The organism is Hymenobacter sedentarius, from assembly GCF_001507645.1.
Taxonomy (GTDB): Bacteria; Bacteroidota; Bacteroidia; order Cytophagales; family Hymenobacteraceae; genus Hymenobacter; species Hymenobacter sedentarius.
Genome location: NZ_CP013909.1, coordinates 1,949,327 through 1,971,612 on the forward strand (window position 1 = coordinate 1,949,327; position 22,286 = coordinate 1,971,612).

Sequence of the window (22,286 nt, forward strand, 5' to 3'; positions counted from 1 at the left end):
ATCCCTATTTTCTCACTTAACCATATTTCTATGAAGAACCTGCTTACCAACCCCCTGTTGCAGATTGCGTTTTTTGCAACCTCGGTAGGGGGAATGCTTGCCTGGAGTGGCCAGCACAACACGCTGGAGGCCTCGAGCCACCGCGAAGCCCCGCGCATTGCCGACGACCCGCTGGCTGATAATACCGATGTCTACGCCTTCCGCAGCCCTGACGCGCCGGCCAACGACGCCAACGCCACGGTCACCATCATCGCCGATTACATTCCCTTTGAACTGCCGCAGGGCGGCCCCACCTATTACACGTTCGGTGAAAATATTCAGTACGATATCCACGTCAAGAACAACCCGACTACTACCGGGGACGACATTATCTACCGCTTCACCTTCACCCGCACCAACGAGGACCCTTCCACCTTCTTCCGCGTGCGGTTGGGCAAAGAAAATCTGCGGACCTTCTACTCGTTGGATGAAATTCGGGGCGGTGCTACCACCCGGCTGCTGAGTTCGGTGCCCGTGCCGGCCCCCAACATCGGGCCCCGCTCCATTGAGTCGCCGGTTGGGCTGAACCAAACCAATGGCTACGCAGCTTACCAGCGGCGGCACATTCAGCAGCTTGGCAACGGCATGAAAGTGTTTTGTGGCCAGACCGACGACCCCTTTTTCACCGACATCGGGGCCATTTTTGACCTGGGCAGCGTGCGGGGCCGCGGCAAAGCCCGCGACGGCCTGGCCCGCTTCAACACCCACGCCATTGCGATGCAAATCCCGGTGCGGCTGCTGGCCAGAACCGGCGCCAATCTGACGGCGGCCACCAACATTCTGGATTCCAACTACATCATCGGCGTGTGGGCTTCGGCCAATCGGCAGGCGCTGCGCACCATCGTCAACGGGTCGGATGTGCAGTCGGGCAATTTTGTGCAGGTGTCGCGCCTGGGCATGCCGCTCACCAACGAAGTAATCCAGCCGATTGGGCTGAAAGACGAATGGAACTCGGCCACGCCCTTTGGCACGCCGCTGCCCGCGGCCGGCTCCCAGCAGTTCCGCTTCGACGAGAACCTGATGAACCCGGAACTGGGCCTGTACGTGGCTGATAACACGCCCAGAAACGGGGCTGCTCCCAAACCAGCCGGGCAGACCTATTTCGGCGAGGCCGTGCCCGGGCTCAGCCCCCTGCGCGTGCAAACCCGGTCGCTGGCGGGGCTGCTGCCTTCGGTGCCCAATGGGTTCGACTTCCGCAACGGGGCCAACGGCCTGGCGGGGCTGGCTGGCTCTTCGGCGGTGGCGGGCACGGCGCTGGCCCCGATTGCGGCCGGCGGGTTTGGCGAGTTTCTGCTGCGCCCGGGCAAGCCGCGCTCGGTGGACTTGCTGCCCCTCTTCCACACCGGTGTGCCCAACCTGATTCCCTACCAGCTGGCCACCGGCAAAAACGGCAACCCGCTGGCGGCCGGCAAGCCGTTTATCAACAACTTCCTGCCCACCTTTGGCGACATGCTGCGCCTGAACATGGCCGTGCCCCCCACGCCCCGCAACTCGCCCGACTTCAGCTCGGAAGGTTTGCTGGCCGCGGCGGTGCTGGGCCTGACCGACCCGCGTTTCAATAGCAGCGCGGCGCTGCAGTTTATTCCGAACATGGACGGCTTCCCCAACGGGCGCCGCCTGGAGGACGACGTGACCCGCATCGAACTGCAGGCCGTGGGCGGAGTGGTGCTGGCCGCCATTGGCCTGTGGTACGACGACTACGTGGTGGGCCGCAGCCCGAGCCCGCTCACCCCGCAATTGCTGCGGGTGCTGAATTTTACCACCAATGTGGAGCAGAACGATAAGGCCTTTCGTGGGGCTTTCCCCTACCTGCCCATTCCGTGGAACGGGTTGGAGGGCGGCGACATCGCCCGGCGAAACCCGGGCTATCTGGGCAACGGCAACGGGGCCGGCGGCTTAAACATGCAGCCCAGCCTGATTGTGGTGAATTGCTACCCCAACCCCTTCGCAGACCGCACGACGTTCTTCTTTAACCTGGCGTTTGCTACCAACGTGACCATCGTCGTGACCGACGTGATATCGGGCCACCAAGTAGCTACCGTGGTTGCGGGCACAAGCTGCGCCGCCGGCACCAACCAGGTAGTATGGCAGCCGGGCAACAACGTTCGCCCCGGCCAATACAATGTGACGCTGTACAGCGGCAATACTGCGCTGGCCTCGGTGCGAATTGAGCGGCAATAAGAACAAGCATTGAGTTATCTAAAGAAGCCGTCCGCCGGTCTGGGACTGCACCGGCGGGCGGCGTCTTTCAGAGGCTGCTGCACCATATACAATGGGGCTGGTTCAATAGGCCCACTGCATAGCTCGCCGCGATGATAATGTTGCAGCAAAAGCTGAAGTACTTTGGGATAATGGCACTATTGCAGCGTTTTTGATGACTGATTTTCATGAATGCGTTGACATTATTATAAAATTATTGACAAGTTTAAAAACTGGTCAAAGGGAATATTCGTAGGTAAGTAAAGAGGGCGCTATCTCGTTGCAAGCCAAGAATTCTAGCTGATTTCCGGCGTGCTGCCCGCATCGCTCTGTTTTGTTCTTCTTTTTTCACCTACAGCCCTTTTCGTATTTATGAAAAACCTGTTTACTCGTCCTCTCTTCCACGTTGCGCTGCTCGCAACGTCGATAGGGGGAATGCTCGCCTGGAGTGGCCAGCACAACACGCTGGAGGCCTCGAGCCACCGCGAAGCCCCCCTTATCGCCGACGACCCGCTGGCTGATAATACCGACCTCTACGCCTTCCGCAGCCCCGACGCGGCGGCCAACGACGCCAACGCCACGGTCACCATTATCGCCAACTACATCCCGTTGGAGCTGCCCCAGGGCGGACCTATTTACAATACGTTCGGCGAGAATATCCAGTACGATATCCACGTTAAGAACGACGCCACTACCACCGGCGACGACATCATCTACCGCTTTACCTTCACCCGCACCAACGAAGACGGCTCCACTTTCTTTCGGGTGCGCTTGGGCAAGGAAAACCAGAAGACGACTTACCGCCTGGATGTAATCCGGGGCGGCAACACCACCAACCTGGTGCTGGCGGGCACGGTGCCCGCGCCAAACATTGGCCCCCGCTCTATTGAAGGCGCAGCGGGGCTCAACAAAACAACCGGCTACACGGCCTACATGGCCAGCGCCGTGCAGACGCTCAGCAACGGCATGAAAGTGTTTTGCGGGCCTACGGACGACCCTTTCTTTACGGACCTGGGCGCCATCTTCGATTTGGGTGGGGTGCGCGGCCCGCAAACGCCCACCGGTAACAACAACGGCACGGCCCGCGACGGCCTGGCCCGCAAGAACACCCACGCCATTGCCCTGCAAATCCCGGTGCGCCTGTTGGCCAAAACCGGCGCCGATTTGACGGCCGCTACCAACATTCTGGATTCCAACTACATCATCGGCGTGTGGGCTTCGGCCAGCCGCCAGTCGCTGCGCACCATCAACGCCGACGGCACCCGGACGCATACGGGCAACTTCGTGCAGGTGTCGCGCCTGGGCATGCCGCTCACCAACGAAGTGGTGCAGCCCATTGGGCTGAAAGACGAATGGAACTCGGCCACGCCCTTTGGCACGCCACTGCCCGCGGCCGGCTCCCAGCAGTTCCGCTTCGACGAGAACCTGATGAACCCCGAGCTGGGCCTGTACCTGGCCGATAACACGCCGGTGAACGGCGCGGCGGCCAAGCCCACCGGCCAGACCTACTACGGCGAGGCCGTGCCCGGCCTGCGCCCCCTGCGCATCCAGTCCAAGTCGCTGGCCGGTGCCGCTGGCCTGCCGGCTGCCGGCTTTGACTTCCGCAACGGGGCCAATGGCCTGGCGGGCCTGGTCGGCAACGCGGCCCTCAACGGCACCGCGCTGGCGCCCATCGCCGGCGGTGGCTTTGGCGAGTACTTGCTGCGGCCGCAGTCGGGCCCCGGCATGGGCAAGCCGCGCTCGGTGGACTTGCTGCCCATTTTCCACACGGGCGTGCCCAACCTGATTCCCTACCAGCTGGCCACCGGCAAAAACGGCAACCCGCTGGCGGCCGGCAAGCCGTTTATCAACAACTTCCTGCCCACCTTTGGCGACATGCTGCGCCTGAACATGGCCGTGCCCCCCACGGACCGCAATTCGGCGGATTTCAGCTCCGAAGGCTTGCTGGCCGCGGCCAAGCTGGGCCTGACGGACCCGCGCTACAACGCCAATAACACGCTGCAGCTGATTCCGAACATGGACGGCTTCCCCAACGGGCGCCGCCTGGAAGACGACGTGACCCGCATCGAGCTGCAGGCCGTGGGCGGCGTGGTGCTGGCCGCCATCGGCCTGTGGTACGACGACTACAACCCCGCCGCCACGCCGGCCCCGAGCCCCGTCACGGCTCAGCTGGGCAACGTGCTGGGCTTTAGCACCAACGTTGAGAAGAACGATACCACCTTCAAGGCGGCTTTCCCGTACTCGCAAACGCCCTGGAGCGGCACCACTGCCCAAAAGCAGGTGCTTTCGCAGCGTACCTCGGGCCTGGGCATGCAGCCGCGGCTGGCCAGCATAGAGGGCTACCCCAATCCCTTCGTGGGCAGCACCACCTTCCATTTTGACCTGGCCATGGCCTCAAACCTGAGCATCGTGGTGAGCGACGTGACGGGCCGCAAGGTGGCAACCGTGATGACGAACAAGAGCTACGGCGCCGGTGAGCACGAAATCACCTGGAAGCCCGGCAGCGAGGTAACCGCCGGCCAGTACATTGCCACGCTGTATAGCGGCAAAACCATGATTCAGTCGGTGCGCCTCGAGCGGCACTAACCCGCTGCGTGAGCCGTTGCTACTGAAATAAGAGCCGCCGGTTGGTCCTGTAGGGGCCGGCGGCGGCTCTTATTTATTTTAAGTTTACCGTATTCCCCGCGTTGGGCTAACTCTTTTTCCTGCACTGCTTTGAGAAAGTACCTATACCCGTCTTTGCTTCTGGTTTTTGGCGTGCTGGTGCTGGCCATCTTCGTCTTTAAAAAACCCGATGCCCGCATGCCGGCCCTAAAAGAGCGGCACGGCGACCTGGCCGCCGGCGGCGAATGGCTCAATACCAAAGAGGCCGTGCGCGGCTTATTGGCCAAGCTGCGCCGCAACCCCGACGACTACAAAAGCCGCCTGCTGCTGGCCCAGGCCTACATGCAGGAAGGCCGCGTAACCGGCGACCATGCCTACTACGACGCCGCGGCCATGAAGCTGCTGGACGCCGTGCTGCGCGCCGAGCCCGAAAACTTTGAGGCCATGGCCTGCAAGGCCACGCTGTGCCTCACCCAGCACCACTTTTCCCAGGGCCTGGCCCTGGCCCAACAGGCCCAGCAGCTCAATCCCAACAGCGGGTTTGTGTACGGGCTGCTGACCGACGCCCACGTGGAGCTGGGCCAGTACGACGAGGCCATCAAAATGGCCGACAAGATGAACCAGGTGCGCCCCGACCTGTCGGCGTACGCCCGGGTGAGCTACCTGCGCGAGATTTACGGCGACGTGCCCGGAGCCATTGAGGCCATGACCATGGCCGTGAAGGCCGGCCTCAGCGGCATGGAGCAAACCGAGTGGACGCGCGTGGCCCTGGGCCACCTGTACGAAATCAGCGGCGACCTTGCCCGGGCTGAGGGGTGCTACGAAACGTCGTTGCTGGTGCGGCCGGGCTATGCCTATGCCTTGGCTGGCCGGGGCCGGGTGGCGGCCGCCCGCCAGAACTACCCCGCCGCCATCAAGGACCTGCAGCAGGCCCGCGCCATGGTGAAGGATTACGCGTTTTCCGACGAATTGGTGGACCTGTACCGCCAAAGCGGGCAGTCGGGCAAAGCCAATGCTATGGCCAAGGAATCCATTGAAATGCTGGCCAATGCCGCCAAACAGGCCGACGAAGACGAGGAGTTGGGCCACTACGCCGACCGCGAGCTGGCCTATGCCTACCTCAAAACCAACGAGCTGGACAGGGCCTTGGAGCACGCCAAAATTGAGTACGCGCGCCGCCCCGACAACATCGACGTGAACGAAACCCTGGCCTGGGTGTATTTCAAGCGGGGCCAGTACGCCGAAGCCCAAAAGTACATGCAAGTGGCGCGGCGCACCCATTCGCAAAACCCGGTGCTGCTGGGCCGGGCCGGCCTCATCCTGACCAAGCTGGGCAAAGTGGCAGAAGGCCAGGCCCTGCTGGAGAAGTCCCTGCGCACGGCGCCTTACCTCAACCCCGAGCTGGCGGCCGAAGGCAAAGCCCTAATAGCGGCCCGGTAAGATGCGTGCTGTGCTGCTCAACTCGCCCAAGCGCGCGGTTCCGGCCGGGCTGGTCGTGCTGGCCTTCGCTTTGCTGGCCCACCCCGCGGCGGCCCACGTGCTCGATGTGGACCTGAGCAAGCTTTCGCGCACCGAGATTTTCTGGACCTACCTGCGGCTGGGCTTCACCCACATCATTCCGCTGGGGTTCGACCACATTCTGTTTATCATCAGCCTCTACCTGCTCGAGCCGCGGCTCAAGCCCGTGCTGCTGCAGGCCACGGCGTTCACCGTGGCGCACTCCATCACGCTGGGGCTGGCCATGTACGGCTTTATCCGGCCGCCCGCCGCGATTATTGAGCCAGTTATTGCGCTGTCCATCCTGTTTGTGGCCATCGAGAACATCATCACCGACCGGCTCAATCCGTGGCGGGTGGCCATCGTGTTTGGCTTTGGGCTGGTGCACGGCATGGGCTTCGCCAGCGCGCTAACCGGGCTGGGGCTGCCGGCCAAGGACTATTTCGGCTCGCTCATTTCCTTCAACGTGGGCGTGGAATTGGGCCAGGTCTCCGTGATTCTGCTGGCCTGGGCCGTGGTGGGGCGCTGGGCGGCCGATAAAAGCTGGTACAAGCGCCGCGTGGTGGTGCCCGTGTCGGTGGCCATCGGCTTGGTGGCGGCTTACTGGACGGTGGAGCGGGTATTTTTTACCTGAGAACCTCCCGGCCCAACCATTCGAATACGCCGTTATTTGGTAGTTATTTCTATCGATTTTTTAATTGCTATGCTGCGTACGCTGCTCGCCTTGCTGCTTTTGGCCAACTACCTGCTGGTGGTGGGGGCGGGGCTGGTGGTGGGCCGGCCGGCGGCGCCGGCTTTTTCGGCGGCGCATCCCTACGTGCACAGCCAGAACTGCCAGCAGCAGAACTACCTGCGCCTCGACTGCTTTGAGCAGTGCAACGGCCACCAGCAGGCAGTGAAAACGAAAGTGCCTACGGGCACAGGCCTGCACTTTCTCGCGCAGCTGAAAGGCCTGGACGTGCATTGTGCCCTGGCGCAGGAGGTCCAGCACCCGCAGCGGGTATTTCCACCGGCAGGGGCTGGCCAGCCGGTCGAAAAAGGGGCCGTCCTGGTTGCTGGGTTCGCGGGCCGCGATTACCCACCGCCCCGCTGGGGATAAGTTGATTGCGGCTTCCGTCAGGGGGAATTCCCACCCGCCGGGGCCACCAGATGTCCTTGCTGCCAAGCCAGGCATCGCCTTCACTTATCCTTAAACGAACACCTTTAAGCCAGGCTGATAGTGCCCGGCCGGTGTCGCTTTTCCGTCTCTATGATTTCTAATACTTTACTGAAAGCCTGCCGCTTTAGACCGGCAGTGCGTGGCCTGGGCCTATTGGTAATGGCCTTCTTTTTCTCCCAGGTATCGTTTGCTCAAGGCCCGGCTACGCTGCGCGGTACCGTGGCCGACTCCGCTTCCAGCCAGCCCCTGGAGGGCGTGAGCGTGGGCCTGGACGGCCGTCCAGGCGGCACCACCAGCGATGCCCGGGGCAACTTCCACCTCGGCGGCATCGCGGCCGGTACCTACACGCTGCGGGTGGGCGCCCTCGGCTACCGGGCGCAGGCCCTGTCCGTGACCCTGGCCGCGGGCGAAACCAAACGGGTGGCGGTGGCCCTGCCCACGGCCGCGCTCAACCTGAGCGAAGTGACCGTGAACCAGCCGCGCGACCCCAACCAAAGCCTGGCCGCCATCAGCCATATCGACCAGGTACTGCGGCCCCTGAGTTCGGCCCAGGACCTGCTGCGGCTGGTGCCGGGCCTGTTTATTGCCCAGCACGCGGGCGGCGGCAAGGCCGAACAGATTTTTTTGCGCGGCTTCGACTGCGACCACGGCACCGACTTCGCCGTGAGCATCGACGGCCTGCCGGTGAACATGGTGAGCCACGCCCACGGGCAGGGCTACGCCGATTTTCATTTTGTGATACCCGAAACGGTGGAGCAACTGAAAGTATACAAAGGCCCCTACACCGCCCGCTTCGGCGATTTTGCTACTTCGGGCGCCGGCGACTTTGTGACCAAAACCCGGCTGGAGCACAGCCAGGCCAAGCTCGAAGTGGGGCAGTTTGACACGCGCCGCGCCCTGGTGATGGTGGACTTGCTCGGGGCCGGCCATCATTTGCTCAGCCGGCAGCCGGAAAGCGCCTACGTGGCCTCGGAGTACTACTTCACTAATTCGTATTTCGACGCCAAACAGCACTTCAAGCGCTTCAACGGCCTGCTGAAATACACCGGCCGGCTCTCCGACAATACCTCGCTCACAGTGCTGGGCTCACGCTTCAGCTCCACGTGGAACGCCAGCGGCCAGATTCCGGAGCGCGGCGTGCGCGACGGCCTTATCTCGCGCTACGGCAGCATCGACCCCAGCGAAGGCGGCCGCACCAGCCGCACCAACGCCTCGGCCGTGCTCACCACTGCCCTGCGCCACGATGCCGTACTGCGCCAGCAGGTATACTATTCCAAGTACGATTTCAGTTTGTATTCCAACTTCACCTTCTTTCTGCACGACCCGGTGAACGGCGACGAAATCAACCAGGCCGATGACCGCCACCTGTTCGGCTACACCGGCACCTACGACCGGGATACGCGGGTGGGCAGACGTACCCTGCACACCACGGCGGGCCTGGGCACCCGCAACGATTTTTCCCGGGTGGACCTGCGCCACGCCGTGCGCCGGGTGATTACCGATACCACCACCACGGGCCGCCTTTTCGAGCAAAACCTGAACGCCTACCTCGACGAAACTCTGACTCTTACCGACCGCCTCACCGTGAACGCGGCCGTGCGGGCCGACGTTTTTACGTTTGATTTCCGGGGCTTGCTGGCCAACGACAACAGCCAGGCGCCGGAGCCGCTGCGGGGCCGGGTTATGCACGCCCGCGTGTCGCCCAAGCTAAACGTGTACTACCAGCTGTCGCCCGCTGTGCAGCTGTTTGCGCGCTCCGGCTTGGGCTTTCATTCCAACGATGCCCGCGCCGTGATTCGGGATGCTACCGCCAGCGTGCTGCCCCGCGCTACCGGCTACGAGGTGGGCAGCACCTTCAAGCCCGTGCCCAGCCTGGTGGTGAACGCCGCGCTGTGGGGCCTGCACCTGCAGGACGAGCTGGTGTACGTCGGCGATGAGGGCGTGACGGAGCGCACCGGCCCCACCCAGCGCTACGGCCTGGACCTGGCCGTGCGCTACCAGCTCAGCCGCCGCCTGTTCCTGGATACCGACCTGAACTACAACCACGGCCGCCAGACGAACGCGCCGCCCGGCGCCGACTACATCCCGCTGGCGCCCACCTTCACCACCATCGGCGGCCTGACCTACAAGGACGCGCGGGGCCTGAGCGGCAGCCTGCGCTACCGCCATATTGATAGCCGCCCAGCCAACGACGACGGCAGCATCCGGGCCCGCGGCTATTTCCTGCTCGATGCCGTGGTGGCCTACACCACGCCACGCTTCCAAGTCGGCGCCACCGCCGAAAACCTGCTCAACGTAGCGTGGAACCAGGCCCAGTTTGCCACCCTCACCCGCCTGCCCAACGAGCCCAATGCGGTGGATGAGTTGCACTTTACCCCCGGAACGCCATTCTATGTGAAAGTGAATGCGAGCATGTTTTTCTAATTGCGCCCGACCGGGGCACCCACAAAAAAGCCGCTCCAGTTACCCGGGGCGGCTTTTTGTGGGTGCCCCGGTCGGGGTTAGTAAAGCGCGACTTTCTGGCTGATTTTAAACTCGGGTACCGCCAGCTGGTAGATGCCGGAAGGCAGCGGCTTGCTGATGGACAAGCGCAGCTCGTTCGAGCCGGTGTAGAGGCGGGCGGCTTGCTCGTGCACGAGGCGGCCGGTGAGGTCGAACATGCGGATGGTGACGGTTTGCTCGCGGTTGGTTTGCAGCACCAGGTCGATGCGGTCGGAAGAAGTGGGGTTGGGGTACACGCTCATCTCGGCGGCAGGCGCATCGGGTGTGGCGGCCAGTGCGGCTGCGTCGCGGCGACCGGTCATGGCGCCCGTTACCACGGTGGGGGCGGTGTAGGTGGCTTTCACGAAGCAGCGCTGGGCGGGGTTGGCGGTAGAGGCGTTGCTGGCCTGCAGCGTGTACCAGCCCTCGGCCGGCACGGTGTAGGAGCCGGTGAGGGTGCCCGTGCCCGTGAGGCTGCTCACGATGCTGCCGGCGCTGTTCACCACGTCTACCTTCAGGCTGCGGGTGGCATCGGTGGGGTAGAGGTTGTAGGTAATCGCCTTGCCAGAAGCCACGTAGATGCGGCCGGCTTTGCGCGTGGCGGTGGAAGCGGCGGGCAGTTGGCCGCCCTGGCCCAGCGAGCGGGCGTCGCGGTCGCCGAGGTCATCGGCCAACTCCCATTCCTGGCTGGTGGTGAGCGCGGGCCGGGTGTAGCCGGTGGTGGCATTCACGGGTGCCCATACGGAATAGCCGCGGCGGCCACTGGCGGCCGTGCCGTTGCACGGCGGCGTGTTGATGGCTACCGTTTGCGAGCCGCTCACCGTGACGGTGGCGGTGCCATTGGCGCCCGAGTAGTCCTTGAGCACGGTGCCCGCGGGGAAGTCGCAACTCACGGTGTTGTTCTGCCAAGTGGCGTAGCTGTCGTTGATGCCGATGATGGCCTTGGTGCTGCGCTCAATCACGAGGTGGTCGGCGGCCTGGTAGCGCACTTTGTAGGCGCCGTCCTTGAAGTGCAGGTTCTGGTGGCACCACACCAAGTTCACCAAATCGTCGCGGGTGGGCAGGTCCACGGTACTTTTGGGGCTGTGGGCGTAGCGCTTGCTGGTATTGCCCACGTTGAACAGGTCTTCGAAGAAGAGCATGGGCGAGCCGTCCATGGCCAGGGCCGCAGCATAGGCAGCTGACAAGCGCGGGTCGAACGGGTCGATGTGGGGCGCCAGCTCCGAGCCCGTGTTCCAGCCGATGTAGTTGCCGTTGGCATCGAGCTGGGGCCGCATGGTGTCGTGGTTGTTCACGAAGGGCACGGTGCGGTGCACGTAGGTGCCGTTGGTGAGCACCACGCGCGTGCCCTGCTGGTAGCCGGGCAAGGTGCCCAGGTCAAAGCTGCCGCCCTGGCTCACGATGTTGTAGAGGCCGTTGCGCAGCGAGAAGTCAAACGTGCCCGAGCGGTTGTTCACGTTGGTGCACCACTGGTCCATTTGCGTTGAGGAGCCCACCCATTCGCCCACGGCGTACATGGTGGCGCCGCCCGACGCCCAGCCGGCGTTGCTTTGCAGGTTGTAGAGGAAGTCTTCGCTCGCAAAATCCGGGAAGTGCTTCACCGCGTCGAGGCGCACGCCATCGAAGCCTACTTGCTTTTTGTACCACACCAGCCAGTCACGGTTGCCGGTGCGCATGTAGTCCGAGGCCTGGGCCGGGTTGTAGGTGGCGTTGGAGCTCAGGCCGTTGGAGCCCGGGTAGTAGCTGATGTCGGGGCCGAAGTAGGGCGCGTTCCAGTCGCCCGAAGTAGTGTTGTTGCCGGGGTTGGGGTTGAAGTTCTGCCAGTTCTTGGAAAACCGGCCGCTGCGCGAGAGGTAGTCGGCGGCGCTTTCGTCGCCGGCCGGCTTGCCGTAGCTCACGTAGCGGAAGTTCTTGTAGCGGTTGGTGGTGCCGTCGTCGTAGGCCGCCGGGTCCTGGCCGCCGGCGCCCGACGAAGACCCGGCCCCGTCGTTGTGGTTGAGCACAATGTCCTGAATCACCTCAATGCCGTTGGCGTGCAGCACGGCCACGGCGCGCAGCAGCTCGTCTTTGGTGCCCATGCGGGTGGCCAAAAAGCCCTTCTGCCACTTGTCGCCTAGGTCGTAGTTATCGAAAGGCGAGTAGCCGTTGCCCTGGTTGCCGTTTTTGATGGTGGGCGGAATCCAGATGGCGTCCACGCCCATGGTTTTCAGGCGGGGGGCCAGGTCGGCCAGGTAGTTGGCCCAGCCATTGGGGTAGTTGCTGTTCCAGTAGTCCCACCAGAAGGCTTGCAGCACCACCTTTTGAGCCCGGGCCGCCTGGTTGTCCAGCCCAAGCAGTAGTGCCAGCATCAGCAGGAGCCGAGCCGCGCGGGGAATGAAATTTTGAGGAGTAGATTTTGGCATTGTGTGGGAATTTTGGTTGTGAAAAATGAAGAAAAAACTGTATGGTATTAGGCGAAGCATGGCTTGCCTATCCTTCTGATTTTTAAGATTAAAAGGTGAATTTCCGCGCAGGAGTTGCCAATAAACGGCATATATTTTTAATCGTTGCCTTAATAAATATTTATTTTATTTATTTATAATTATTAAGGGTTTATGTGCCTGCCACGAAGAGCCATTTTTGCGATATAGTGGGCAGGGGCAGTAGCGCGGCGGCCCTGGCAAAAGATTTTAAATGCTCCTTTTTTCAAGGAAAATATTGGGCTGTTTCTTTCCCAGCAGTACCTTCAAGTAATGGTTGTATCGGTTGAATTGTGTGCTACTCGGGCTGTTTCCAAGTGGTCGGCTTGGGGGCGTTGCTTTTTGGTTGCAGTAGTGGTTGCGGGGCTAGGCAGTTGCCAGGTGCGCGCCGACGAAGCCCCTGCGCTACCAAGCTCAGTTCAGGCCGCATTGCTGGCGACCAGGCCAGCCGCAGTTTCAACTCCTGCTGACGAGACCCTGCCTGATTTGCTCGCGCTTACGCCCATCGCCCCGCTGCCCAACGTGCCCGACACCTTGCGCCAGGCCATCCGGCAGCTTCACGCGGCCCTGGGCCCCGCGGCGGCAGCCTTGCGCCCCGCCGTGCTGGAACAGGCCTGCGTGGGCTACCTCACCCTGCACCCCACCGGGCGCATCGAGCGCGGCGGCTTGCTGGCCGTGGCCGATATGGACCTGCCCAATACCACGGAGCGCCTCTGGGTGCTCGATTTGCGCCATGCGAAGGTGCTGCACCGCAGCCTGGTGGCGCACGGCGAAGGGTCGGGAGCTGTGCGGGCTACCCGGTTTTCGAACGAGGAGAAATCGGCCTGTACTTCGCTGGGCTTCTACCGTACCGCCGATACTTACGACGGCATCCACGGCTATTCGCGCCGCATCGAAGGGCTCGACAAGGGCCAGAACGCCAATGCCTACGACCGGTACGTGGTGCTGCACGCCGCCGACTATGCCAGCCCCAACTACATCCGGCAGCACGGCCACCTGGGCTACAGCCGCGGCTGCCCGGCCCTGCCGCCCGAGCAGTTCAAGGCCATTATTGCCTCGGTGCGGGTGGGCAGCCTGCTGCTGATAAGCGGCCCGAGGCTGACCTCGCGCTGGCTAGATGGGCGGGCTGCCGGGCGGCGCTTTTTGGCGCGGGGCTGGGAATAAAGCACCTATCGGCAGGGCCGTTGAGCTGGCGCCCGGGCCCATAAGCGGAATCTTTTGGGCACCTCACAGGTTGTAAACCAGCCACCGACCTGCGTTCTCACGTAGAAGGTGGTGAGCCAGTAGCTGTTTGTGCGGCTGCGGGTTCTACAAGACACCAGCTAACCCATGAAAATTATGCACCAGCCCAGCGTAGTACAGCGTAAACGCAAGTCGCAACGGCGGGCCCGTCTGGCGCGCCGGGTGATGCCTTTTCTGGCTTCGCTGTTTCTGGCCACGCCCTTAGCCGGCCCGGTATCGAAGTCGATGGCCGGTACGCGCAACGAGCTGCACCTGCCGAGCAAAGCTTTTTCGGCCGCAGCAGTGTACGACCAAAAACTGCGGGCTACGTACGACGCCCTTGGGGCGGAGCAGCAGGGTCTGCGCTTCGAAACCTTCGAGAAAGCCATGACCGGCTACCTCAACCTGCGCCAGGCCGGCCGCCTCGCCGACGACAAGCAGCTGCTGACGGTGGTCGACTTCGACTTGCCTTCTACCGAGAAGCGCCTGTGGGTATTCGATTTGGGCAGCAACAAAACCTTGTTTCATACCCTGGTAGCCCACGGCCATAATTCCGGCGAGAACGAAGCCACCAACTTCTCCAACACCGACCAAAGCAACATGAGCAGCCTCGGTTTCTACGCTACCAGCAAGGAATACGAAGGCAAGCACGGCCGCAGCCTGCGCCTGGAAGGACTCGACGAAGGCTTCAACACCAACGCGGCCAGCCGTTCAGTGGTGATGCACGGGGCCGACTACGTGAGCGAAGAGTTTATCAAGCAGAACGGCCGTCTGGGCCGTAGCCTGGGCTGCCCGGCGTTGCCGCTCGACCAGTACGCCCAGATTATCGACGCCGTGCATGGTGGCACCTGCCTGTTCATTAACAGGTCGGACGCCAGCTACAACTCTAAATACCTGAACGAGGACGCCGCCATCACCGCATTGGTTTCTACCGCGTCGACGGCTGCTAACCATAGCTAGATTTTAGATTCCAACATATGAAAAGGCCCCGAATGGATTTCCATTCGGGGCCTTTTCTTTTTCAGTTGGTAGTCTTGCCGAATTGAGCTAAATAAGAACTCACGCACAATTAAGCGTTTAGAAAAAGGCGGTCATGCTGAGCGGAGCCGAAGCATCTCTACCGCAGTAGTAATCAATGCTAGCTCAACGAAGCGGGCGAGATGCTTCGGCTCCGCTCAGCATGACCGTACTACAGTTACTTATGCACGATTAAAGGCGGGCGGTTCAAAGTAATTTCTCCGCTGCCGTCGCATTTTAGCCCAACGGCTTACTGCAGCTTAACGCCGAACTTCTTGCCGACGCCTTCCAGGTCCTGCACCACGGCATCGAGGAGGGGAATGCCTTCCAAGATGCGGTGGGCTGCCATTTCGCGCTCCGGGTCGCCCGGAATCAGCACCTTCTTGCCTTCCACGGCGTGGGCATTGCGGAAGGTTGAAATCCAGTTGTCCATGTGGGCCTTGAACTCGTCGGCGGGCCTAAAAGCATCCACGCGCATGGCCCCAAAGAAATGCCCCAGCCCTTGACCCACCGGGTCGGTGGGGGGCTGCAGAAAGGCCACGAACGGCGGCACCCACGGCCCGTAGTTCGCACCAGAGAGCACGGCAGAGAAGATATCCACGATACTGCCCAGGGCATAGCCCTTGTGCGAGCCCGTGGCGCCGCCCAGCGGCAGCAGCGCGCCGCCATTCTTCACCGCGTTGGCGTCGGTCGAGCCGCTGCCGTCGGCGTTTTGCACCCAGCCTTCGGGCACTGGCAGCTGCTTGCGTTGGGCTATTTCGAGCTTGCCGTTGGCGGCGGTGGTGGTGGCCAGGTCGGCCACGAAATCCGGTTGCTCGCCGGCGGGCACGGCCACGGCAATGGGGTTGGTGCCCAGGAGGCGGTCGAGGGAGAAAGTGGGCGCGACCAGGGGAGAGGCGTTGGTCATGGCCACGCCTATCATGTCGTGCGCGAGGGGCAGCATGGCATGGTAGCCGGCAATGCCGAAGTGGTTGGAGTTTTTGACCGAAACCCAGCCGGTGCCCACCAGTTGGGCTTTTTCGATGGCCACCCGCATGGCCTTGGGGCCCACCACGAGGCCGAGGCCGCCGTCGCCGTCTACTACGGCCGTGCTGGGCGTTTCGTACGTCACACCCACCCGGGGCGTGGGGTTTATGCGCCCGGCTTCCCAGAGCCGCACGTAGCCCACCAGCCGGGCCACGCCGTGTGAGTCGATGCCGCGCAGGTCGGCCGAGAGCAGCGTTTCGGTGGCCAGGGTGGCGTCCGCCTCAGGGCAGCCGATGCTGCGGAAAATGGCTTCGGTGAACGCGAAAAGCTGGTTGTAGGAAAAGGTCATGAGGAGGCTAGGCCGCGAGCATTTCTGCCAACAGGCCTTCTTTGAGGGCATAAGCCGAGGTGCGAATGCGGGTGATTTCCGAGATGCCCAGTACAAAGTCGATGAGCACCGACGCCACCACCAGCATGTCGGCCCGCATGGGCAAAATGCCGGGCAGGGCCAGGCGCTGCTCGTGGTTGCCGCTGAGCAGGTGGCGGTGGCTAGCCTGGAAGCTGCCCACTTCCAGCTCGGTGCAGGGCGGCAGCTCCGATTCCGTGCGCAAGCGCCCAAGCTGCATGTCGGCCAGGCTGTCGAAGCTGCCGGAGGCGCCCACCAGGCTCACGGGCTTGTAGCGATGCACCGCTTCAACGAGCGGAGTGAGCACGGAGCTCAGATATTCCTGCTCGGCCTCGACGGCGGCGGCCGGGAAAATGCCGCTGGGGTCTGGGAAAAAGAGGTCGAGCAGGCGCTGCGCCCCAATTTCAAAGCTTTGCTTCCAGAAAATGGTGCTGTGGTTGGCCACGATGAATTCCACCGAGCCGCCGCCAATGTCCATGATGAGGCTGGGGTCGGCGCCCAGGTCCACGGCCTGGCGCACGCCGGCACAAATCAACTCGGCCTCCCGCTCGCCGGGGATGACATCGACCTGGATGCCGGTTTGCTCGAAAATGTCGCGCACCAGGTCGGGCCCGTTGCGGGTTACGCGCATGGCGCTGGTGGCCGTGGCGCGAATTTCCTTGACTTCGTGCAGCTCAATTTCCTCCTTGAAGCCGGCCAGCGTGTGCAGGGCGCGGGCATACGCTTCGGGGGCGATAATGCCCTGGCTGATGCCGCCCTCCCCGAGGCGCACGCCGGCTTTGGTGCGCAGCAGGGTCAGCGGCTTGTCGCCGGCCACGGCGGGCATTTCCACAATAAGCAGGTGGAAGGTGTTGGTGCCGAGGTCGATAAGCGCGAGGCGGCGATGGGGGATTTGGGTCATGTAAGAGGAGGTGCGCACGGCCGCGGTGAGGTCTTTGTGCATTCGGATGAGGGGCAGGCGCTCCCCGTTGGGAAAAGTAAGGGCGAAATGTTCGTCGGCCAGGTAGCCCAGGCCCCGGTACAAGGGCTCGCCGGGCAACGTGGCCGCCAGCTCCAGTTGCCGAAAACCGGCCTCGTATGCCGCTTTTTCGCAGAAATGAATGATGGCCCGGCCAATGCCGCGCCGCGCCCACTGCGGCAGCACAAAAAACGCCCGAATTCGCCCGGGGTGCTGCGCCGGGTCCAGCAATGGGTCCTCGGCGGCTTTGGTCTGGTCGCCGCCAAAGAGCGTGCTGCGTTTGCTCCAGCCCCCGCAGCCCACCAGCTGGCCCTCGGCTTCGGCCACGTAGTACGTGCCGTCGCTAATGAGCTGGGTGTCTACGCCAAACACGTACTGCAGGGCACTCTCAATTTGCCGCGGCGTGTAGTAGCCTATGCTGAGCCGACGCACCGAGGCTTCGATGAGGGCCGTGAGCGCCGGTACATCGCCCAGAGTGGCCATACGAATGGAATAGGGCATGGCTAAAAGACGTAAAGCAGCTGACGGTATAACGAAAAAGCGGGCGTCGGAGCACGCTACAGCTCGCTTCCCTAGTTGGCGAACCGGCAAAACGTGCCCAGCGGGAGCTTGCGCTGGCCGGCGTCGTGCAAGTAAATTTCGCCCAGCTCGCGCACGCTTTTCTCGCCGGTAAAAATCTCGGTTACCAGGTTGTCGAGAATCAGCGCGGAGAAGCCCAGCGAGTACAGGTTCACTACGAAGAAGTGGTCGGCGGGGTCGAGCAGCTGCTGGCTGAGTTTGAGCAGCTCGTTGAGCTCGTCTTCGAGCTGCCATTTTTCGCCGTTGGGGCCGCGGCCGTAGGCGGGCGGGTCCAGGATAAGGCCTTGGTACTTGCTGCCGCGCTTCACTTCGCGGCGCACGTATTTCATGGCGTCTTCCACCAGCCAGCGCACGCCGTCAAGCTGGCTGGCTTCCATGTTGTCGCGGGCCCAGAAGTTGACCTGCTTCACCGAGTCGAGGTGCGTGACGTCGGCCCCGGCGGCGCGGGCGGCCAGCGTGGCAGCTCCGGTGTAGGCAAACAGGTTGAGCACGCGCGGCTGCGCGGCGCGGCGCCGCTTGGTCTGGTTGTAGATGAACTGCCAGTTGGGGTCCTGCTCCGGAAACAGCCCCACGTGCTTGAACGACGACAACCCCAGCCGGAACTTGAGCTTGAGTCCATCGGGCCGCTCGTAGGCAATGAGCCACTGCTCGGGCATGGCGGGCTTGAGGCGCCACTGGCCTTTTTCGGTGGAGCCGGCGGCGCGGGCAAACGCGGCATCGGCTTTCTCCCATTCTTTCAGGGGCAGGTGCGGGTCCCAAATGGCTTGGGGCTCGGGGCGCGCCAATACGTACTTGCCGAAGCGTTCCAGCTTTTGGAAGTTGCCGCAGTCGATGAGCTCGTAGTCAGGCCAGGGGCTCGTGGTCAGGAAATCGTACATAGAAAGGGCAAAGGTAGGGGAGGGCCGATTTGGCTGGGCTCCGGCCTGTGGTTTTTGGCCTTTGGAGCCTCATGTGCCGGGCTGGCCACCACTGCAATTCCACAGTTTTAGCCCACCTTCTCATTCAGCTCAACGGCACTTGGGAAGCGCTTTTCGTAGAAAGAAAGATGTTCAAAATTCCCAAAGACCCCGAATTACCGGCGTGGGTATTTCTGGCGCTGCGCATAGGCTCGCTGTTGGCCGTGGCCGTTGTGGCCGCCATTGTAGTAAGGTGCAGCGATTACTAGAGCAGCTCAAGGCGCAAGTGTCAGCTCCATTAGTATGAATTCCTGACGATTAAAGGCCTTAAGGCCGCGGTAAAACGCCGTTCATCGAGGAATGCCAGCTAAGCCGATGGCTAACGCCTAGCTTTACCGGATGCTTACTGCAAACCGGAAGAAGTGGGTGGGCTTGATGGGAGTGCTCCTAGCCGGGCTGGCCCTCTTTCTCTGGTGGCCCCGCACACCTGCGTCGCGCCCGGCTCTTCTGCCCGAAACTTACACCCAGCACCGCGAGGTGAGGCGGCCCCACCGCGGGCGGGTGTTTGACCGGAAAGACTCGCTACTGGCTTATACTGAAAGGCGATTCCTGCTCAGCTTCTCACCGCGCCATCCTCTCGATTCGGCCCGTTTCAACCGGCTGTTGGGCTGGCCGGACAGCGCGCTGCAGGCCCGAGTGGTCGATATCCGGCGCCGGGAATTGCCTATGCAAATTGAGCTAACTTCTTCTGAGGCCGACACCGTGCGCCGGCGCCGACACGAGTGGCCCTACCTCACGGTGCGCGAGTACACGGCCCGCACCTTCACCGTGCCCGTGGCCGCCCCGGTGCTGGGCTATGCCTACGCGGCCGCTCAGCCGTTTCTGTACCAGGCGCAGCGGCTGGCCCGCGGCCGCTTCTACCGCCTGCACAACGGCGGCGTGGAAAGCTACTACAACGGGCTACTCACGGGCCGCCGCGGGGCATACCACCCGCTGGTCGACGCGCTGGGCCGCCCCCACGGCTCCTGGGCGCCCGATACCGTGTACCGCCCCGGCCAGGACCTCCACCTCAGCCTCGATACCGAACTGCAAGCCTATGCCGAGCGCATCCTGGCCGAACGCCGCGGCTACATTGTGGCCCTGGAGCCCGCCACCGGCGAAATCCTGTGCTACGTATCGGCCCCCACCTACGACCCTGCCGTAATAATGGCGCCCAGCGGTGGCCGGGCGCGCCGTGCGCTGCTGCTCAGCCCCGACATGCCGTTGCTCAATCGGCCCGCTACCATGGCTAACCCACCGGGCTCAGTGTTTAAGCTGGTGAATGCAGCCGTGGCCATGCAGCTGGGCGCCATCACGGCCAACGCCGCGTTTCCCTGCGACCAGTCGCTTATCAATTGCGTGCACCACCACCCCAACGCCCGCAACCTGACCCAGGCGCTGAAGTACAGCTGCAACCCCTATTTCTACCGGGTGCTGCAAACCGTGGTGGAGCAGGTGCCCGACTCCGTAGCCCAACCCGCCGATACCTGCGCCGTGCGCCACCTAAATGTGGTCACCTGGACGCGGTACGTGAAGTCCTTTGGCCTCGACACCCTGCTCGGTGTGGACGTGGCCCGCGAGAGCCCTGGCTTCATTCCCACGGCCGCTTACTACGACCGCCGCCTCGGGGCCTGCAACTGGACCTACCGCAACATCTACTCGCTCAGCGTGGGCCAAGGCGAAATCAACCTCACCGGCCTGCAAACGGCCAATGTGCTGGCCACCATCGCCAACCGGGGCTGGTACATCACGCCGCACTTTGTGCGGGCCGTGGGGGCGTCGGGCGTGCCGTTGCCGAAGTTTCGGGAAAAGCACCGGACCCTGGTCGACAGCGTCCACTTTGCCGCACTCATTCCGGGCATGGTGGCCGCGCTCGGCCACGGCGGCACTGCCGACCTGGCCAATCTGGCCGATGTGGGCATCAGCGTGGCCGGCAAAACCGGTACCGTGCAAAACGACGAGGGAGACGACCACGCCACCTTCGCCGGCTTTGCCCCGGCCAATAAGCCGAAAATTGTGGTGGCCGTGTACATCGAAAACGCGGGCTACGGCGGGCTGTCGGCGGCTCCGTGCGCGGCCCTCATCATGGAAAAATACCTGCGCGGCAAAATCGCGCCCAAGCGCAAGCGCTGGGAGGGGTGGCTGCGCTGCGGCAACCTGGCCGAGCAAGGGCACTGAAGCGAATTGAGCCGGCGGAACGGTTTCTTTGCAAAATAGATTTTGTACCGGGCGCCTGACGCGCCCTCCCGCTTATGACCTTCCACAAATACCACGGCACCGGCAACGACTTTGTTATCATCGACGACCGGAACCGGCAGTTTGACGAAACCAACCACGCCCGCATTGCCCACCTGTGCCACCGCCGCTTCGGCATCGGGGCCGATGGGCTGATGCTGCTGCGCAACCTGGCCGGCTACGATTTTGAGATGGTGTACTTCAACGCCGACGGCCGGCCCAGTTCCATGTGCGGCAACGGCGGCCGCTGCCTCGTGGCCTTTGCCAAATTCCTGGGCGTGATTCAGGACACGGCGCAGTTCCTGGCCGTGGACGGGCCCCACGAGGCCCGCGTGGAATCCGACGGCACCGTGCGCCTGAAAATGCAGGACGTGGACCCGCCCCAGGCCGCCGGCCCCCACGATACCTTCCTTAACACCGGCTCGCCGCACCACATCCGCTTTCTGCCCACCGGGCTCGACGAGCTGAACGTCTTCGCCGAAGGCCGGGCCCTGCGCTACGGCGAGCCCTACGGCGCGGCCGGCGCCAACATCAACTTCGTGGAGCTGCCCGCCGACCCCGCCCATACCTGGCCCGTGCGCACCTACGAGCGCGGCGTGGAAGACGAAACCCTGAGCTGCGGCACGGGCGTGACGGCCGTGGCCCTGGCCGCCAGCGCCCGCGGGGCTACCTCGCCGGTGCGCCTGCGCACGCCGGGCGGCCAGCTGGAAGTGGCCTTTGAGCAGCGGCCCGATGGCGGATTCGAGAACGTGTGGCTGAGTGGCCCGGCCGTGCGCGTATTTAGCGGGGAAGTAGAAGAGTAAGCGGCGCGCGGTAGGTTTGCCTGGCCAGCCCCACCACACACCATGACACAGCCCGTTCCAGCCCCCAAGGCTTCTGCTGCTCCCGCCGCCGTGCGCCTGCGGGCCCTTGAGCCCGAAGACCTGGACTTTTTGTTTGCGCTCGAGAATGACCCGGACATCTGGGCCGTATCCGATACGCTGGCGCCGGTGTCGCGGCATGCCCTCCGTGAGTACTTAACGCAGGCCACTGCGGATTTCTACGTAGTGCGCCAGCTAAGGCTTGTGGTGACTACTGAAATTAGCAGCGTGCCAGTGGGCGTAGTAGACCTTTTTGACTACGACCCCCTGCACCAGCGGGCCGGGGTGGGCATCACGATACTGGCCGCCGAGCGCCGCCACGGCTACGCCCGGCAGGCCCTCGAGCAGCTGAAAAACCACGCCCGCCAGGCCCTGCGTTTGCACCAGGTGTATGCCACTGTTGGCGCCGATAACAGCGGCAGTATGAGGTTGTTTCGCGCGGCTGGGTTCCGGCGGGTGGGCACCCGGCTGAGGTGGCTGCGCACGCCCACCGGCTGGGCCGATGCCGTGGAATGGCAGTGCCTGCTGTAGATGGCTGCGCCTGCCGCCCCATCAATACGCTTCTATATTAATGGTCTGCAATGCGCCTGACGGAAATATTTAGCAAAGCAAGCTGAACCATATCCTTACTGGAGCTGGCACCGTATAGGGTGGCAAGCGCCCCGGTCGTC

Annotated in this window: 15 protein-coding genes; 11 read left to right on the plus strand and 4 right to left on the minus strand. The window is 63.1% G+C overall.

Annotation, left to right across the window (positions count from 1 at the left end; all coding sequences use genetic code 11):
- The first annotated feature begins 30 nt into the window (after window positions 1-30).
- From AUC43_RS08145 to AUC43_RS08170, 6 genes are all read left to right on the plus strand, one after another.
- Window positions 31-2,220 (plus strand): DUF4331 domain-containing protein, encoded by a 2,190-nt coding sequence (locus tag AUC43_RS08145; protein WP_068191775.1) that lies wholly within the window; start codon window positions 31-33, stop codon window positions 2,218-2,220.
- 390 nt (window positions 2,221-2,610) lie between these two features.
- Window positions 2,611-4,824: a DUF4331 family protein gene (locus tag AUC43_RS08150; RefSeq protein WP_068191776.1), complete on the plus strand. Its 2,214-nt coding sequence runs from the start codon at window positions 2,611-2,613 to the stop codon at window positions 4,822-4,824.
- A gap of 129 nt (window positions 4,825-4,953) precedes the next feature.
- Entirely contained in the window at window positions 4,954-6,282 is a 1,329-nt protein-coding gene (locus AUC43_RS08155; RefSeq protein WP_157780987.1) for a tetratricopeptide repeat protein, read from the plus strand.
- A gap of 1 nt (window position 6,283) precedes the next feature.
- Window positions 6,284-6,973, plus strand: a complete 690-nt coding sequence (locus AUC43_RS08160; protein ID WP_082684989.1) for a HupE/UreJ family protein — start codon at window positions 6,284-6,286, stop codon at window positions 6,971-6,973.
- A gap of 69 nt (window positions 6,974-7,042) precedes the next feature.
- Window positions 7,043-7,438 (plus strand): hypothetical protein, encoded by a 396-nt coding sequence (locus AUC43_RS08165; RefSeq protein WP_068191780.1) that lies wholly within the window; start codon window positions 7,043-7,045, stop codon window positions 7,436-7,438.
- A 219-nt stretch (window positions 7,439-7,657) separates the two neighbouring features.
- Window positions 7,658-9,922, plus strand: a complete 2,265-nt coding sequence (locus AUC43_RS08170; RefSeq protein ID WP_068191782.1) for a TonB-dependent receptor — start codon at window positions 7,658-7,660, stop codon at window positions 9,920-9,922.
- A 77-nt stretch (window positions 9,923-9,999) separates the two neighbouring features.
- Here AUC43_RS08170 and AUC43_RS08175 read toward each other — a convergent pair whose 3' ends face one another.
- On the minus strand, window positions 10,000-12,381 hold the full coding sequence (locus AUC43_RS08175; protein WP_199243516.1) for an alpha-amylase domain-containing protein: 2,382 nt from the start codon (window positions 12,379-12,381) through the stop codon (window positions 10,000-10,002).
- A gap of 543 nt (window positions 12,382-12,924) precedes the next feature.
- Here AUC43_RS08175 and AUC43_RS08180 point away from each other — a divergent pair.
- Together AUC43_RS08180 and AUC43_RS08185 are read left to right on the plus strand one after the other, a co-directional pair.
- Window positions 12,925-13,602 carry a murein L,D-transpeptidase catalytic domain family protein gene (locus AUC43_RS08180; protein ID WP_068191786.1) on the plus strand — a complete coding sequence of 226 codons (678 nt, stop codon included), beginning with the start codon at window positions 12,925-12,927 and terminating at the stop codon, window positions 13,600-13,602.
- A 165-nt stretch (window positions 13,603-13,767) separates the two neighbouring features.
- Window positions 13,768-14,619, plus strand: a complete 852-nt coding sequence (locus AUC43_RS08185) for a murein L,D-transpeptidase catalytic domain family protein (protein WP_233254133.1) — start codon at window positions 13,768-13,770, stop codon at window positions 14,617-14,619.
- Window positions 14,620-14,926: 307 nt separating this feature from the next.
- Here the strand turns inward: AUC43_RS08185 and AUC43_RS08190 are convergent, their stop codons facing one another.
- The 3 genes from AUC43_RS08190 to AUC43_RS08200 all read right to left on the minus strand — a co-directional run bounded on the left by AUC43_RS08190 (window position 14,927) and on the right by AUC43_RS08200 (window position 18,463).
- Complete coding sequence (locus AUC43_RS08190; protein WP_068191788.1) at window positions 14,927-15,991, minus strand: Ldh family oxidoreductase; 1,065 nt, start codon at window positions 15,989-15,991, stop codon at window positions 14,927-14,929.
- 7 nt (window positions 15,992-15,998) lie between these two features.
- Entirely contained in the window at window positions 15,999-17,507 is a 1,509-nt protein-coding gene (locus tag AUC43_RS21250) for a GNAT family N-acetyltransferase (RefSeq protein ID WP_199243517.1), read from the minus strand.
- Window positions 17,508-17,578: 71 nt separating this feature from the next.
- Window positions 17,579-18,463: a class I SAM-dependent methyltransferase gene (locus AUC43_RS08200; RefSeq protein WP_068191790.1), complete on the minus strand. Its 885-nt coding sequence runs from the start codon at window positions 18,461-18,463 to the stop codon at window positions 17,579-17,581.
- Between the two features lie 417 nt (window positions 18,464-18,880).
- Here AUC43_RS08200 and AUC43_RS08205 point away from each other — a divergent pair, with 417 nt between their 5' ends.
- The 3 genes from AUC43_RS08205 to AUC43_RS08215 all read left to right on the plus strand — a co-directional run bounded on the left by AUC43_RS08205 (window position 18,881) and on the right by AUC43_RS08215 (window position 22,146).
- A complete protein-coding gene (locus AUC43_RS08205) occupies window positions 18,881-20,698 on the plus strand; it encodes a peptidoglycan D,D-transpeptidase FtsI family protein (protein ID WP_071885843.1) in 1,818 nt (605 codons plus the stop codon).
- Between the two features lie 74 nt (window positions 20,699-20,772).
- The gene (gene dapF, locus AUC43_RS08210; RefSeq protein ID WP_068191794.1) at window positions 20,773-21,558 is read left to right on the plus strand and encodes a diaminopimelate epimerase; all 786 of its coding nucleotides are present in this window, start codon (window positions 20,773-20,775) and stop codon (window positions 21,556-21,558) included.
- A 42-nt stretch (window positions 21,559-21,600) separates the two neighbouring features.
- Complete coding sequence (locus AUC43_RS08215; protein ID WP_068191796.1) at window positions 21,601-22,146, plus strand: GNAT family N-acetyltransferase; 546 nt, start codon at window positions 21,601-21,603, stop codon at window positions 22,144-22,146.
- Window positions 22,147-22,286: the final 140 nt, after the last annotated feature.

Bases quoted from the DNA above. Each gene is read 5' to 3' on its own strand.
- AUC43_RS08170 (WP_068191782.1), top strand. From the start codon at position 7,658: ATGGCCTTCTTTTTCTCCCAGGTATCGTTTGCTCAAGGCCCGGCTACG.
- AUC43_RS08215 (WP_068191796.1), top strand. From the start codon at position 21,601: ATGACACAGCCCGTTCCAGCCCCCAAGGCTTCTGCTGCTCCCGCCGCC.
- AUC43_RS08200 (WP_068191790.1), bottom strand. From the start codon at position 18,463: ATGTACGATTTCCTGACCACGAGCCCCTGGCCTGACTACGAGCTCATC.
- AUC43_RS08190 (WP_068191788.1), bottom strand. From the start codon at position 15,991: ATGACCTTTTCCTACAACCAGCTTTTCGCGTTCACCGAAGCCATTTTC.
- AUC43_RS21250 (WP_199243517.1), bottom strand. From the start codon at position 17,507: ATGCCCTATTCCATTCGTATGGCCACTCTGGGCGATGTACCGGCGCTC.
- AUC43_RS08150 (WP_068191776.1), top strand. From the start codon at position 2,611: ATGAAAAACCTGTTTACTCGTCCTCTCTTCCACGTTGCGCTGCTCGCA.
- AUC43_RS08165 (WP_068191780.1), top strand. From the start codon at position 7,043: ATGCTGCGTACGCTGCTCGCCTTGCTGCTTTTGGCCAACTACCTGCTG.
- AUC43_RS08160 (WP_082684989.1), top strand. From the start codon at position 6,284: ATGCGTGCTGTGCTGCTCAACTCGCCCAAGCGCGCGGTTCCGGCCGGG.
- AUC43_RS08175 (WP_199243516.1), bottom strand. From the start codon at position 12,381: ATGCCAAAATCTACTCCTCAAAATTTCATTCCCCGCGCGGCTCGGCTC.
- AUC43_RS08205 (WP_071885843.1), top strand. From the start codon at position 18,881: ATGCTTACTGCAAACCGGAAGAAGTGGGTGGGCTTGATGGGAGTGCTC.
- dapF (WP_068191794.1), top strand. From the start codon at position 20,773: ATGACCTTCCACAAATACCACGGCACCGGCAACGACTTTGTTATCATC.
- AUC43_RS08185 (WP_233254133.1), top strand. From the start codon at position 13,768: ATGAAAATTATGCACCAGCCCAGCGTAGTACAGCGTAAACGCAAGTCG.
- AUC43_RS08145 (WP_068191775.1), top strand. From the start codon at position 31: ATGAAGAACCTGCTTACCAACCCCCTGTTGCAGATTGCGTTTTTTGCA.